This window comes from Arthrobacter sp. Rue61a, assembly GCF_000294695.2.
In the GTDB taxonomy this organism is placed as follows: domain Bacteria; phylum Actinomycetota; class Actinomycetes; order Actinomycetales; family Micrococcaceae; genus Arthrobacter; species Arthrobacter aurescens_A.
Genome location: NC_018531.1, coordinates 1500372 through 1515048, shown reverse-complemented (window position 1 = coordinate 1515048; position 14677 = coordinate 1500372). Strand labels below are relative to the sequence as shown.

Sequence of the window (14677 nt, the reverse complement as noted above, 5' to 3'; positions counted from 1 at the left end):
GGGCTTGTCCCGGCCCCGGTCCATCATGTCCGGGTTGAACTTCGGCCGCCATCAGCGGGTGCCAATGACGTCACCCACCGATGGCGGCCGAATATTTTTAACGCCATCAGCCGAGGCCCATTGCCTTGCCGAACAGGCTGAATCCAACAAACGCCACGATGTCCAGCAATGCGTGGGCAATCACCAAGGGCATGACCCGCTTGGTCTTTGTATAAATCCATGCGAACACCAGGCCCATGACCACATTCCCGATGAACGGCCCAAAGCCCTGGTACAGGTGGTAGCTCCCCCGCAGCACGGCACTGACCACAATGGCCACCGGCATGCTCCACCCGAACTTACCGAAGCGGTCCATGAGGTACCCCACCACGATCACTTCTTCCACGACCGCGTGGCGCATGGCCGAGAGAATCAGTACGGGCACGGTCCACCAGTAGGCATCCAGGCCGCTGGGCACAATGGCTGTTGTAATTCCCAGCGCCCGACCGGCCGCGTACAAGCCGAGCGAGGGAATGCCAATCGCTGCAGCCAGTCCCACGCCTTGCAGTAGGTCCTTACCGGGCCGGGCGAAGTTGAACCCAAGCCGGGCGAACGCCGAAGCGCCCCCGCCTTCCCGACCTCCGGGGGCATACGTGGACAGGAAGTAGAACACCAGGGCCACGGGCACCAGTGCGAACACAATATCCAGCAACTGGTATGTGAGATCGAAGTACTCGCGAGCGCTTTGGGACCTGTTCAAGGTTGATGTGGCATCAGCCAAGGGAGCACGCGTCATCTTGTCCAAGAGCTGCACTACGGAGTAGACGGCTGACTGGCCCAAGGACAGGCCCAGCACAATAAGTACTTCGGCGCGCAGCCGGCGGCGGGAAGCAAGGAACATGTACCTATCTTGCCCTCACTACCTGCCACTTTGCCGGGAAGCGCACACCTCGCCGGACCACGCATGGCGGCCACCTATGCTTGGTGGGATGGGTGCCCCTGAGAGAATCTTCATGATCCGGCACGGCCAGTCAGCCGCGAATGCCGACACGTCCATCTACAACCGTGTGCCGGACTACCGGATCCCGCTGACGGATAGCGGTGTGGAGCAGGCACGGATCGCCGGGGAGGACCTGCGCAGGAAGCTCGATGGCGAGCAGGTTTGCGTGTACGTGTCCCCCTATTTGCGCGCTTACCAGACCTTGGAAGCCATGAACTTGGGGCCGCTGATCGAGCGGGTCATTGAGGAACCCAGGCTTCGCGAGCAGGACTGGGCGAACTTTCAGATCGCCGGGGAGATCGAGGACCAAAAGGAACTGCGCAACCTCTACGGGCACTTCTTCTACCGGTTCCGCGAGGGCGAATCCGGCTCAGATGTTTACGACCGGGTGTCATCCTTCATGGAGACCCTGTATCGGCACTGGCAAAAGCCCACGTACGCTCCGAACACGCTCCTGGTGACGCACGGGCTGACCATGCGCCTGTTCTGCATGCGCTGGTTCCACTGGACAGTGGAGTACTTTGAATCGCTGAATAACCCTGACAACGCCGAGCTGCGCACCTTGATCAAGAACGACGACGGCCAGTACAGCCTGGATGTACCGTTCAGCCAGTGGGTGCCCAGGGAGGTAGACGACTCGGTGCTGCACGCACCAAGGATGCGCTTCTAGAGAGTGGTCAGCGGCCCAAAATCCTAGCCGGCAGGTGCGACGATGACTTCTGTGCCCTTGGCTTCGAACGCCGCTTTGTGTTCGGCGCTGATGCCGGAGTCCGTGATGAGGTGCCTGAAGTCGTAGCCTGCCATCGCGGCAAAGGAGCGACGACCCACTTTGGAAGAGTCGGCCACCACGTAGGATTCCGTGGCGCGGCGTGCCATCACGGTGTTGACCATGGCTTCGCCTTCATCGGTGATGGTGGGGCCGAGGTCCGGGTCCACGCCGTTGACGCCAATGAACGCAATGTCCAAAGCAACTTTCTGCATGATGACGTCCGTGTAGGGTCCCACCAGCTCATAGGAGCGCGGGTTGAGGATTCCCCCGGTGACCATGATCTTGATATTGGGTCGGACCGCAAGCTGCGAGGCGATGTTGATCGCGTTGGTGACCACGGTAAGGGTGGGCGTGTGGGATGGCGCGTTGAGGTCCTCGCGGGTGGACAGCAGCTGAGCCAACGCCGTGTTGGTGGTACCGCCACTGAGGCCAATGACTGCACCGGGACGGATCAACGCCGAAGCAGCCAAGGCGATTTCCTGCTTGGCCTCAGCATGGTCGTCGCGGTTGTAACGGCCGGGGAGGTCGTAGGCAACGGACCCGGTTGTGGCGCCACCACGTGTTCGGCTGAGCAACCGCTGCTTGGCCAGGCTGTCAAGATCCCTGCGGGCCGTGGCAGGTGACACGCCCAGGCGGGTCACGATGTCCTCGACTTCCACATGGCCGGACTCGGCCAGGAGGTCGAGTATGGCAGTCAGCCGATCGGTGCGGGTCATGACAAGCCTTTCGCGGGTTCCAGCTAATTCGCTTTGGCGAACAGCGTCAGCATACGTGCAGACTCCAGCACAAGGGCATCCCGGCCGGCCTTGATGTATTTCCGGGAATCCACCACTGCAGGGTTGGCATCGAGATACTCACGGACGGCGCGGGTAAAGAACCCGTTCAAATGTGTGGATACGTTGATCTTAGTCATACCCGCGCGGATAGCGGCTATGAGCATGTCATCTGTCACACCGGAGGAGCCGTGGAGGACCAGTGGTTTTCCCACTGCAGTCTTCAGCCTGATGATGAGGTGCAGGTCCAGCGCGGCGCTGCGTTCGGTCATGGCATGGGAGGAGCCCACGGCAACGGCGAGCGCGTCCACGCCGGTTGCCTCCACGAATGTCTGGGCCTCGGCGGGGTCTGTTCGGACACCGGGGGCGTGGGCTCCGTCCTTGCCGCCCACTTTCCCGAGCTCGGCCTCCACGTAAACGCCGCGCGCGTGGGCGTACTGTGCAACCCGTTGCGTGACTTCCACGTTCCGTTCGTAGGGCAGATGCGCGCCGTCGTACATGACGGAACCGAAACCAAGGTCCACTGCGGCCAGCGCGAGGTCTTCGGATTCTGCATGGTCCAGGTGGAGGGCAACAGGCACCGCGGCTGAACGGGCGATTGCCAGTGCTGCCGCCGCGATGGGCTCGAGTCCACCGTGGTACTTGGCGCAGTTCTCGGAAATCTGCAGGATCAGTGGAACACCGGCTGCTTCGGCCCCTGCCACCAGGCCTTCGGCGGTTTCGATGTGGATGATGTTGAAGGCGCCTTGACCCGTCCCCGCAGCCGCGGCCCTGTCCATGAGTTCCCGTGTATTGACCAGGGTCACCGGGTCTCCTTCCATGTCACGATCAATTGGTCTTGAAGTTCCTGGTACCGCGGCGAGATTTCCCCCGCGGCGGGCATGAGAACGGCTGCGGCCGACCACGCAGTGGCCCGGCGAAGAATTTCGCGTGGCTCGGTAATGCCTTCGGCGAGTGCGACGGCGGCAGCGGCCACACCGGCGTCGCCCGCCCCTGTGGGGTTGCCACTGAGCGCTTCCGGCAGACGGGCGCTCCAGTAGCCGCCCGGGGCGGCGTGGTCGAAGGCAAGCATGCCGTCCGCGCCGGCGCTGACGAGGACCATGCGGGCACCCATGTCGATCAGAGCCAGGGCCGCTGCTTCAAGGCTGGTTTCCCCCGTCGCTTCGGCGAGCTCGTGATGATTCGGTTTGAGGATGTCGGCGCCGGCTTTGGCCGCAGCGATGATTCCGGGCCCGGAGGTGTCGATGATGGCCGGGATTCCGGCGTCGTGGGCCAGGCGCACAAGTTCCGGGTAGAAGTCCGCGGGAGCGCCCGGCGGCAGGCTTCCGGAACCGACCAAGACGGAGGCCGGCAGGTTTCGGTTCCCGCTCACGGCCTCAACCACGGCGATCCGGAGTGAGCGCCAGTCGTCGGGAAGGAGCGCTTGGCCCTCCTCATTGAAGATGGAGGTCTCTCCTGCGACGGTATCCACCAGTGCGATGCTGCGGCGGGTCTCGGCGGCGACTCCCACCAAGGCATGCGGTACTCCGCTGGTCCATAGTTCAGCCGCGAGGGTCTGCCCCGCCGCACCGCCGGTGGGTGCAATGGCGAGCACGGGGTATCCGAGTTGGTGAGTGACCCGGGCTACGTTGATTCCTTTGCCGCCTGCACGGCTCAAGGGCGTGGGCACGCGGTGGCTTGAGCCCTCGGTGATCCCTTGAACCGTGTAGGTCATGTCGATGGCCGGATTGGGAGTGACGGTGATAATGCGGTTCACGTTGGCTCGCTTCATTGTGCGCCTCCTAACACTGCCCGGGCATTCAGGGCCGCACCGAGCAAGCCTGCGTCCTGTCCCAGCTGGGCACGGATAAGTTGGGGCCGACGCTGAAAGTCCAGGATCCCGTCAACCCGTTTGCGGAGCGGCTCGAGCAGTTCGTCGCCGGCTTCAGCGAGGCCTCCGCCGATTACCACGGCTTCAGTACCAATGATGTTCACGCATTGGCAGATGGTGAAAGCAAGGGCATCAACGGCATCGTCCCAAACGCGTGCAGCGACTGAGTCTCCTGCCCCTGCCCTGAGCAGTACTCCGCGTGCACCGTCCACCGTGTTTCCCGATGCCCGGTGGTACCGCTTGGCAATGGCCCCGGCTGAGCCCACTGCTTCCAGGATGGTGGAGCCGGTGGCGCCTGGGGCGGCGTCGGGGTCCGGTACCTGGGCGTGGCCGAGTTCGCCGGCGAAACCGCCGGCGGTAACAGCCTTTCCGCCGGAGAACACGGCTGCTGCGATGCCGGTACCTACCACCATCACCACAACATCGTTGAACTCTTTGGAACCGCCGAAGCTGTGTTCCACAGCCGCAGCGGAACGGACGTCGTGATCGAACGCGACGGGGATGCCGAGCCGTTTTTCGGCTTCGGCTTTGAACGGGAAGTTACGCCATCCGAGGTTGGCGGAGTAGATACCCACTCCGGCCACGGAGTCCACGATCCCGGGGACAATGATGCCTGCTGCCTTGGCGGGGGCTTCCGGAAACTCCGAGGCCAACTCTGCTTTAAGCTCAGCGAGCCTGTCCAGGACCGCTTCGCCGGGGCGGGCCGGATCCAGCGGCGTAGGGACGCGGCGCATGCCCAGGACAGTTCCCCGGGCGTCCACCAAACCAGCCTTGATATCCGTCCCGCCAACGTCGAATGACAGGACCGGTGATTTTGCGGCTCCGAGAACCATGACGGGATGCCTAGGCGGAGGCGTCGAGAATAACGGAGCGCGTCAGGTTGCGGGGCAGGTCCGGATTCAGGCCACGGACGCGTGCACGCTCCAGGGTCACCTTATGGACACGTGCCAGTTCAGCCAGAGGGTGCTTATCCGTGCTGATGTAGAGCGCGCCTGTGACGGCCATGTCAGCGTCCAAGCCCTCGGGCTGGTCTCCGAACAACCAGGTGACGCGGCCGGGAGCGGCGATGGAGATGGGGCCGTGGCGGTATTCCATTGCGGGGTAGGACTCGGTCCAGCCCTGCACGGCTTCGCGCATCTTAAGGCCGGCTTCGTGGGCCAGCCCAACCGTCCAGCCGGTGCCGAGGAAGGTGAATTGCTCGGCATCCAAGAGTTCCTGGGAAACCTCTGCCGTCACTGCGTCACGGGCATCCTCGATTGCCTGCTGTACATCAATGTCAAGGCTGGTCAGCAAGTAGACCAGCGCCGTGGTAGCGAATCTGGTCTGCACCACGGAGCGCTCATCGGCGTACTGAAGGCCGACTATGGCGTCTGCCAGGTCAATAATCGGCGATGAGGTGTCGCCGATGATTGCAACAGTGGGGACGATCCCCTTCAACGCAGCCAGAATCTCAAGCACCTCAGTGGTGGTACCTGACCGCGTGATGGCCACAACGGCGTCGTACTGGCGGTCGGGGCTGTTGCTGTTCAGGAAAGCCTCGGACGCAGCGAACGCATCCGTGACCCCTTTACCGGCGGATTCGCGGGCAGCGGCGTAGCTCTGGGCCATGAACCAGGACGTGCCACACCCGATCACGGCAATGCGCTTGCCGTCGGCGGGAAGCAGCTGTTCCGTACGGGCCTGCTCCACGGCGCGCTGCCAAACCTCGGGCTGGGAAACCAGCTCTTCTTCCATGAAGGCGCCCAGTGTGTTCTCGCTCATCGTGTGTTCCGCTCCCGCTCAGCTTAATGACGTTTTCTGATCTATAGAAACACTAAACGATCATTTTCGATCTCACAAGGATCATCCGAGCGCAAAGACCACTCGTTTGCCGGGCACGTGAAAGCGGGGCATCAAATGGAGGAAAACGTGTTCCCGTATGTGCATTTAAGTTAACTACGTGTTAACTCTTGTCAATTCATGTCCCATGCAGCAGTGTTGGTCGGGACCGCAAGAACATGATTGCTAATAGCTTGGAAAAATCAAGAAGGAGCATAATGCCCCGCTTGTCATCCCCCGGACGCCTCGCCTCGTTGAGTTTGGCCTGCGTCGTCGTCTCATCCTCGTTGGGCCTGTTGGCCATTCCGCCCGCTGCCGCAGCCCCGTCCACCCAACCGGCAGATATCGTCAGCGCCGCCGACACTGCCACCATCACGTCGGGCGACCTCCGCGTTGACGTCGGCACCACGTTCCCACAAGTCCTCGGCTACACCGACGCTGCAAGCAAAGCCCGCCTCGACGGCACCACCACCCGGCTGAGCACCATCACGCTCAACGGCACGGAGTTCACAGTCTCCGGCACATCCGCCGCCTCCGGGAAAGACGCAAGGGATTACGTCCTTACCCTTCCCGACTTCGGCAACACCGTGATCAAGGCCCGGCTGTCAGTGAAGAAGAACGTGGTCTCCTTCAACATCACGGAAATCAAGGACTCAGCGGAGCACCAGGTCAGGACCCTGCAACTCCCCCGGTTGAACCTGGTGACCGTGGGCTCCACGCAGCCAGGATCCCAGGTGTCCACGGCCAACCTTTCCGTGGACCGGAGCGTGACGGGAGACGAGTTCACGCCGATCACGGCGTCCACTCCTTTGGATGCCGCTGCCAAGAGTTCGGCCTACGCGCTGGCCAACACTGCAACCCTGGGTGCCGCTGTCGAATCCAATGCCCTTTACGACACGTCCTCCGGCCCCGGCGCAAAGGACCGCGGCCGCTTCTGGCGCCAGGCAGTCAGTGACGGAGCCGGCGGGGTGAACATGGGGCTTGCCAGCGGCCAATGGCTCTACCGCGCCGAAGGGTCCACCACCACCGAGGAACTGCCCTGGACCCGCGTCGCCATCACCTCTGACGCCAACAACGACGGCGGTGTGGACTGGCAAGACGCCGCGATAGCAATGAGGTCCATCCAGGTCAGCCCCAACAAGGGTGAACAGACCCCGGACAATGTGATCACCCACATCCCGTTCAACTTCGCCTCCCAGGCAACCCACCCGTTCCTCCGCACTCTTGATGACGTGAAGCGCATCTCCCTGGCCACCGACGGGCTCGGACAAGTAGCCATGCTCAAGGGCTACACCAGCGAGGGACACGACTCCGCCAACACGGACTACGGCAACAACTTCAACACCCGCGCAGGCGGCCTCGAGGACCTGAATACGCTGGTCAAGGAGGGCAAGGAATGGAACGCCAGCTTCGGTGTCCACATCAACGCCACCGAGATCTACCCTGAAGCCAAGTCCTTCAGCGAAGACCTCCTTCGAGCCGATAAGGGCCTGGGCTGGAACTGGCTGGACCAGTCCTACTACATGAACCAGCGCGAGGACATTAACTCCGGCAAACTCGCCCAGCGCATCAAGGAACTCCGCGAAGCCACCGACAAGAACCTGGACTTCGTCTACGTGGACGTCTACTACGAGTTCGGCTGGCTCGCCGAACGGCTACAGCAGGAACTGGTGAAGAACGGGTTCCGGGTGGGCTCCGAATGGGCTGACCACCTCTCGCGGAACAACACCTGGTCCCACTGGGCCAACGACGAAAAATACGGCGGCTCCACCAACAAGGGCATCAACTCACAGATCCTGCGCTTCATCAACAACACACAGTCAGACGTCTGGAACCCGGACCCGAAGCTCGGCGTAAGCCACATCGTGGAGTTCGAAGGCTGGACCGGCCAGAACGACTTCAATGCTTTCAGCGAGAACGTCTGGACCGCCAACGTGCCGGCCAAGTTCCTCCAGCACCACCCCATCACCAAGTGGACTGCCGAGCGGATCGAGCTCGCCGATGGTGTGGCCGTCACCGGGAACACCGCCGAAGGCCGCAACATCACCGTAGGCGGAACATCCGTGCTGCAGGGTGGAACCTACCTCTTGCCGTGGTCCTCCAAAGAAAACGGCAAGGTTGACAAGCTCTACCACTACAACCCCACCGGTGGCGCCAGCACCTGGACGCTTACTCAGGAGTTCGCCAAGTCCAGTTCGCTGGAACAGTTCAAGCTGACCGACAACGGACGCGTGAAGGTGGCCGACGTCCCCGTGGTCAACGGACAGGTCACCGTCACCGCGGACGCCAAACAGCCCTACATCCTTGCTCCCAAGAACAACAAGGCAGAGCTGCCCAAGAAGGCCGACTTCGGCGAAGGCACGGCCTTCAACGACCCCGGCTTTAACGGCACCGACCTTTCCCCGTGGAACCCCGCCGGCCCCGTCACCCAAGTCCGCGACGACAAAGGCCGCCGCTTCGCCGAGATGGGGGCAACGCCGTCGTCGATCAGCCAGGACGTGCAGCTCGACGCCGGAACCCAATCCGTGAGCGCCTGGATTGAAATCCAACCGGGCAAGACGCGGCCCACCACGCTCTCCGTCGACATCGACGGCAAGACCGAAAGCGTCACCATCGATTCGTCCAACGCCGAAAACTATGTGGCCGGCGACGAGAAGCACGGGACCGCATTCCAGCGTGTACGGGTGCTGGTGGACGTGCCGCGGAACAATACCAAGGCCACTGTTACTGTCCAAGCGGCCGACGGCGACGCCACCGTACGCGTGGATGACTTCCGGGCGGTGAAAACCACCCGGGTGCCAACCACCGGAGTCTTGAGCGAAGACTTCGAAAACGTGGACCAAGGCTGGGGGCCCTTCGTGAAGGGCGACGCCGGAGGTTCCACGGACCCGCGGACGCACATCACCGAACGCCACGAACCGTTCACCCAGAAAGGTTGGGACGCCAACGTCATCGACGAAGTGCTCGACGGAACCTGGTCGCTGATCGCGCACGACGAAAACCGCGCTCCCAATGGCGGACCGGGCATGGTCTACCGCACCACCGAGGCATCCGTGCCGTTCCAAGCCGGCCACAAGTACAAAGTGTCCTTCGACTACCAGAACTCCAAAGCCGGGCAGTACGCCTGGGTATCCGGCTACGACTCACAAGCAGGACCGGCAGTGACGGGCAGCCAGGCAATCGAAGCGAAAACCTCCACCACACGGTTCGAGCAGATCCTGGACACCGGCTTCTGCGGAGACTACTTTGTGGGACTGCAGCGCACGGGCAGCTCGAACGGTTCTGATTTCACCTTGGACAACTTCCTGGTAGAAGACCTGGGCGCCTCGGAAGCCGTCCCGGCCTGTGCCCAACTCTCGGCAGAACTTCAGGGCGACGTAGTCCAGCAGGGCAAGGCCCAGGATTTCGTCACCACGTTCGTTTCCGATGAGCCTGCCGCCATCTCCGGTCTGGCCGTTGCTCTGGAACTGCCGGAAGGTTGGACGGCAACTCCTTCCACGCCTGCAACCGCTCCGACACTGCCCGCCGGAGGAACCCTCACCACCACGTGGAAGATCACCGCACCGGCTTCCGCTGACGGTGACTACCCCATCACCGCCAAGGCCAGCTACACCGTTGCTTCGTCAGGCATCGATCCGGCCGGCAGCCGAACCATCAGCACCACCACCACCGTGCGGACGCTGCCCAAGCCGCCGCAGGCCACAGTGTTCGCCAGCGACCACCCCTGGGTCAGCGCCACGAACGGCTGGGGGCCTGTTGAAAAGGACCAATCCAACGGCGGAACCGGGGCCGGCGACGGAACACCGCTCACCCTGAACGGCACCGTCTACGCCAAGGGCCTCGGCGCCCACGCCAACGGTACTGTCCGCTACTACCTCGGCGGCTACTGCACCGCCTTCACAGCAACAGTGGGAATTGATGACGCCCAGCCGACGCGGGGCAGCGTGAAGTTCTCCGTGGTAGCCGACGGCACAACCAAGGTCACCACCCCGGTACTCGGAGCGACCAGCGCTCCCCTGCCACTCACCGTGGACGTCACCGGCGCCCAGTACGTTGAACTGGTAGCCAACGACGCCGGCGACTCCAATGGCAACGACCACGCCGACTGGGCCGATGCCAGGTTCACCTGTTCGTCCACCTCGCAGGAACCTCCGGCACCGGTCCTCGCCGGCACCGTCTTCGCTTCGGACCTGCCATGGATCGGCAGCACCAACGGCTGGGGCCCAGCCGAACGGGACCGGGCCAATGGTGAGCAAAACGCCGGTGACGGACCAGCACTGCGGCTCGACGGCGTCGTATATTCCAAGGGCATAGGAGTCCACGCCGACTCGAAAATCAGCATCGCCACCGAGGCCAAGTGCACCGCCTTCACCGCCGTGGCGGGGGTGGACGACGCCAAGCTGAACAAGGGCCTGCACGGATCCGCGGTGTTCATCGTCAAGGGTGATGGCCGTGAACTGCTCCGGACTCCCGTTCTCAGCGCCGACTCAGCCGCATTCCCCCTCAACGTGGACATCACCGGTGTCCAAAACGTCGAGCTGATCGCTGACAAGAACGGCGACGACGCTGGCGACGACTGGGGCGACTGGGCGGACGCGAAGTTCAGCTGCGCATAGTCCATCTTTCCCTCAGTAAGAAGGGCGGCGTTCCCACCGGAACGCCGCCCTTCTCTAGTGCTTTCTTAGACGACGCGCACGCCAGCCCGCCACACAGAACCCGTCAGCGGGATCCCGGGACGGTACGCCAAGTGCGTGGCCGACGGCGCCTTGAGCATGTGCAGGTCTGCGCGATGTCCGACGGCGAGCGAACCCACCGCCCGCTCGCCGTCGACGTCGTTCCCCGACTCCCTGCCCAACGCCAAAGCGCCGCCGTACGTCGCCGCACGGACGGCCTCGTGGACGCTCAAGTGCATTTGGAGCACAGCAGTGGTCACGCAGAACGCCATGGAACTGGTGTACGACGTCCCCGGGTTGCAGTTGGCAGCCAGTGCGATCTGCACGCCGGCGTCGATCAATTCACGGCCCGGGGCAAGGGGCTGGCGGGTGGACAGATCGCACGCGGGAAGGCACGTAGCCACCGTGCCTTTGGTGCCCGCTCCCGTTGCAGGGTCCCAGCCAGCCCAGGTCCCCGCGAGCGCCAGGACGTCCTTGTCCGACAGGTAGTTCACATGGTCCACGCTCGCAGCCGCAAACTCCACGGCCAATGCCACACCGGGCCCCTCGCCCAACTGGTTGCCGTGGACCCGCAGCCCCAGGCCGGCGTCGCGCGCAGCCCTAAGGACCCGACGCGACTGATCCTCCGTGAAGGCGCCGCGCTCGCAGAACACGTCCGCCCAGCGGACGTGCGGCAGGACGGCGTCGAGCATGGGGCCGCACACCAGATCGGTGTACTCCTCCGGATCGGAGCCGTCGGGGACCAGGTGGGCGCCCAGATACGTGACCTCGTCCACTTCAGCTGCGGCGATACGGGCGCTGCGGGCCTCGTTCTCCACGTCCAACCCGTAGCCGGTCTTGCTCTCCAAGTACGTGGTTCCCTGCGAGACCGCCTCGGCCACGCGGTCCCGCACCAGGCGGGTAAGTTCGTCGTCGCTGACACTGCGCGTGGCGCCCGTGGTGACGGCGATGCCGCCGGCACTGTAGCTTTCGCCGGCCATGCGTGCTTCGAACTCGGCCGTGCGGTCTCCGGCGAACACCAGGTGCGAGTGTGAATCCACCCAGCCGGGCAGGACGGCGCGGCCCTGGGCATCGATGTTCTCATCAGCCGCGGGGGCGTCCTTACTGGACCCCAACCACGCGATGCGCTCTCCTTCGATCACAATGGCGGCATCCTTCAGGACCCGATGCTCCATGTCCTGGGTCATCAGTTCGCCGATGTTGGTAATCAAGGTGCTGGCAGAATTGGTTGCGCTCATGACCCTATTGTTCAGCGCCGAATGGACCAGCGTACGGCCGCGAGCTGCTCCGCTGTCCGGGATTCCGGACTGTCGGCATTTACCTCGCCGAGGATCAGGGCGGCCGCAAGCTCGGCAATGGCTGAAGACGTTTGGAAACCGTAGCCGCCTTGACCGGCGAGCCAGAAGAAGCCGGGTGCTTCGGCGTCGAAACCCACAACAGGGATTCCGTCCGCGGCTTCGGTCCGAAGGCCGGTCCAAGCGCGGTCCACGGATCGGATGCCCAGCGATGTTACGGCGTTGAGCTTGTTGATCAGCGCCTCCACATCACCTGGGTAGGGTTTCGCGTCCTCCGCGCCGCTGGGCACGGTTTCCGACGGCGATATCAGCACCTGATTGCCCTCGGCGCGGAAGTAGAACGTATCGTCGGCAGCGCACACCATGGGCGTTTCCGGGGTCAACGGGTTCTCGACGTTTACGATCGCGGCGGTCCGCCGATAGGGTTGCAGGCCCAGCTTCTCCACGCCGCTGATGACAGCCAGTTCATCGGCCCACGCACCTGCCGCATTGACCACGACGCCGGACTGGAGGCCCTCGGTTCCGGCGCCCAGCTGCCAGCCACTCCCCAGCCGTTGGGCCGAGTGAACTTTGGCCCCGGTGATGATGTCCACACCTGCAGCTTCCGCGGATTGCCGGTGTTCCTCAAGCAACAGGGGCGCGTTGCAGCCGAAGGAACCGTTGTCCAGCCCTGCTGCAGCGAATGACTCGGGATTCAGGGCCGGGCACAGTTGCATGGCTTCATCGTGGGAGATGGGGTGCATGTTTCCGCTGGCCTCTGCACGCACGGTTTCCTCGTCGCCTACCAGCATGAAGCCTCGCCGCGTCAGAATTGGTTCTGTTGCCTGGGCATCCCTTTCGGCCAGCATTTCCAATGTCCGGATAGTCAGGTCCTGCACCACGGCCGGGCCGTAACTGGGGATCAGCTGCCGGGCCGAGCGAGAGGAAGTGTGAAAGGCCAATGACTGCTCAGCCTCGACCAGGGCCACGCTGCACTTACCCGCCAGGGCTGCCGCCAAAGACAGACCGCCAATGCCGCCGCCAACGATTACTACGTCATAATTCGAAGCCATGGCTCCATCCTGTCAGACCCGGGTAGCCGCGGACAGGCTCCACCCCGCCACACTCTCTCTCACATGACCACCCCCAAACACCAACCCTCTCTCACTTCCCTTAGGGAAGTGAGAGAGGGTTGGCCGGAAACCCGAGGGACGTGAGAGAGGGTCGGCCGGAAACCCGAGGGAAGTGAGAGAGGGTTGGCCGGAAGCCCGAGGGACGTGAGAGAGGGTTGGGCTAGGCGACCGCGGCGCGACTCTTGACGAACGCCTGAACGCAGGCTTCGACGTCGTCCGCGCTGTGCGCAGCGGAAAGCTGCACGCGGATCCGGGCCACGCCCTTCGGCACTACCGGGAAACTGAAGGCCGTGACGAAGACGCCGTTGTTGAGCATCTCGTCCGCGACTTTTGCAGCGACCACGGCATCACCGAACATCACGGGGATGATGGCGTGCTCGCCGTCGAGGAGCTCAAAGCCTTCCTCGCTCATGCGGCGACGAAACAGCGCTGCATTCTCGAACAAGCGGGTCCGCAGCTCGCCGGATTCCTGCACGAGCTCGATCGCCTTGATAGTGGCCGCAACAATGGCCGGGGCAAGCGAGTTGGAGAACAGGTACGGGCGGGCCTTCTGGCGAAGCATCGCCACGATCTCACCGCGACCGGAGACGTACCCACCCGAAGCGCCGCCGAGGGCCTTGCCGAAAGTGCCGGTGTAGATGTCCACGCGCTCAGAAACGCCGGCGTGCTCCGGAGTGCCAGCGCCGGTAGGGCCCATGAAGCCGACAGCGTGGGAGTCGTCCACCATGACCAGGGCGTCGTGCTTCTCGGCGAGGTCGCAGATGGCTTCAAGCGGGGCCAGGTAGCCGTCCATGGAGAAGACACCGTCCGTGACGATGATCTTCCGGCGGGACCCCTCAGCCTCAACCAGCTTGGCTTCGAGATCGGCCATGTCCTGGTTGGCGTAACGGAAGCGCTTAGCCTTGCTGAGGCGGATGCCGTCGATGATGGAGGCGTGGTTCAGGGAGTCCGAGATGATGGCGTCTTCGGGGCCGAACAGGGACTCGAACACGCCACCGTTGGCGTCGAAACAGCTGGAGAAGAGGATGGTGTCCTCGGTACCCAGGAATTTAGAGACGCGGGTCTCCAGTTCAAGGTGCAGGTCCTGGGTGCCGCAGATGAAGCGTACGGACGCCATGCCGAAGCCACGCTCGTCCATGGCGGACTTGGCGGCGGCGATGATGTCCGGGTGGTCGGCCAGGCCCAGGTAGTTATTGGCGCAGAAGTTCAAGACCTTGTTGGCCGGCTGGCCGAGCTGCCCGGCTGCGATGTGGCTTGCCTGTGGAGAATCGATGTGGCGTTCGGTCTTGAAGAGGCCGGCGCTCCGGATCTCGTCGAGTTCGCCCTGCAGTTGGTCTTTGATGGCTGAGTACATGGGTGCTCCTAAAGTTTTTCGGGGGTCCGATTAC

The 14677-nt window shown here is 63.4% G+C and carries 11 protein-coding genes; 2 read left to right on the top strand and 9 right to left on the bottom strand.

From position 1 onward, the window contains the following. Positions 1 to 106 precede the first annotated feature (106 nt). Positions 107 to 880, bottom strand: a complete 774-nt coding sequence (locus tag ARUE_RS06940; protein ID WP_011774191.1) for a CPBP family intramembrane glutamic endopeptidase — start codon at positions 878 to 880, stop codon at positions 107 to 109. A gap of 88 nt (positions 881 to 968) precedes the next feature. On the opposite strand from ARUE_RS06940, the gene ARUE_RS06935 reads away from it, so the two are divergent. Beyond that, positions 969 to 1649 (top strand): histidine phosphatase family protein, encoded by a 681-nt coding sequence (locus ARUE_RS06935; RefSeq protein ID WP_238324560.1) that lies wholly within the window; start codon positions 969 to 971, stop codon positions 1647 to 1649. Positions 1650 to 1672: 23 nt separating this feature from the next. Here ARUE_RS06935 and ARUE_RS06930 read toward each other — a convergent pair whose 3' ends face one another. From ARUE_RS06930 to ARUE_RS06910, 5 genes are read right to left on the bottom strand one after another with little or no spacing between them, the layout of a single operon-like run. Beyond that, on the bottom strand, positions 1673 to 2464 hold the full coding sequence (locus tag ARUE_RS06930) for a DeoR/GlpR family DNA-binding transcription regulator (RefSeq protein ID WP_014921218.1): 792 nt from the start codon (positions 2462 to 2464) through the stop codon (positions 1673 to 1675). Positions 2465 to 2487: 23 nt separating this feature from the next. Beyond that, on the bottom strand, positions 2488 to 3342 hold the full coding sequence (locus ARUE_RS06925; RefSeq protein ID WP_014921217.1) for a class II fructose-bisphosphate aldolase: 855 nt from the start codon (positions 3340 to 3342) through the stop codon (positions 2488 to 2490). Next, positions 3324 to 4292, bottom strand: a complete 969-nt coding sequence (locus ARUE_RS06920) for a 1-phosphofructokinase family hexose kinase (RefSeq protein WP_014921216.1) — start codon at positions 4290 to 4292, stop codon at positions 3324 to 3326. The genes ARUE_RS06925 and ARUE_RS06920 overlap by 19 nt, the downstream gene beginning before the upstream one ends. Beyond that, a complete protein-coding gene (locus ARUE_RS06915; protein ID WP_014921215.1) occupies positions 4289 to 5224 on the bottom strand; it encodes an ROK family protein in 936 nt (311 codons plus the stop codon). The genes ARUE_RS06920 and ARUE_RS06915 overlap by 4 nt, the downstream gene beginning before the upstream one ends. Before the next feature lie 10 nt (positions 5225 to 5234). Then, a complete protein-coding gene (locus ARUE_RS06910; protein WP_014921214.1) occupies positions 5235 to 6152 on the bottom strand; it encodes an SIS domain-containing protein in 918 nt (305 codons plus the stop codon). Between the two features lie 275 nt (positions 6153 to 6427). Here ARUE_RS06910 and ARUE_RS06905 point away from each other — a divergent pair, with 275 nt between their 5' ends. Further along, entirely contained in the window at positions 6428 to 10825 is a 4398-nt protein-coding gene (locus tag ARUE_RS06905) for an endo-alpha-N-acetylgalactosaminidase family protein (RefSeq protein ID WP_014921213.1), read from the top strand. Between the two features lie 65 nt (positions 10826 to 10890). On the opposite strand, the gene hutI is transcribed toward ARUE_RS06905, so the two are convergent. The 3 genes from hutI to ARUE_RS06890 form a co-directional block, all read right to left on the bottom strand. Next, on the bottom strand, positions 10891 to 12120 hold the full coding sequence (hutI, locus tag ARUE_RS06900) for an imidazolonepropionase (RefSeq protein ID WP_014921212.1): 1230 nt from the start codon (positions 12118 to 12120) through the stop codon (positions 10891 to 10893). Positions 12121 to 12131: 11 nt separating this feature from the next. Continuing rightward, a complete protein-coding gene (locus tag ARUE_RS06895; RefSeq protein ID WP_014921211.1) occupies positions 12132 to 13229 on the bottom strand; it encodes an NAD(P)/FAD-dependent oxidoreductase in 1098 nt (365 codons plus the stop codon). A 220-nt stretch (positions 13230 to 13449) separates the two neighbouring features. Further along, a complete protein-coding gene (locus ARUE_RS06890; protein WP_011774181.1) occupies positions 13450 to 14643 on the bottom strand; it encodes a glycine C-acetyltransferase in 1194 nt (397 codons plus the stop codon). Positions 14644 to 14677 lie beyond the last annotated feature (34 nt).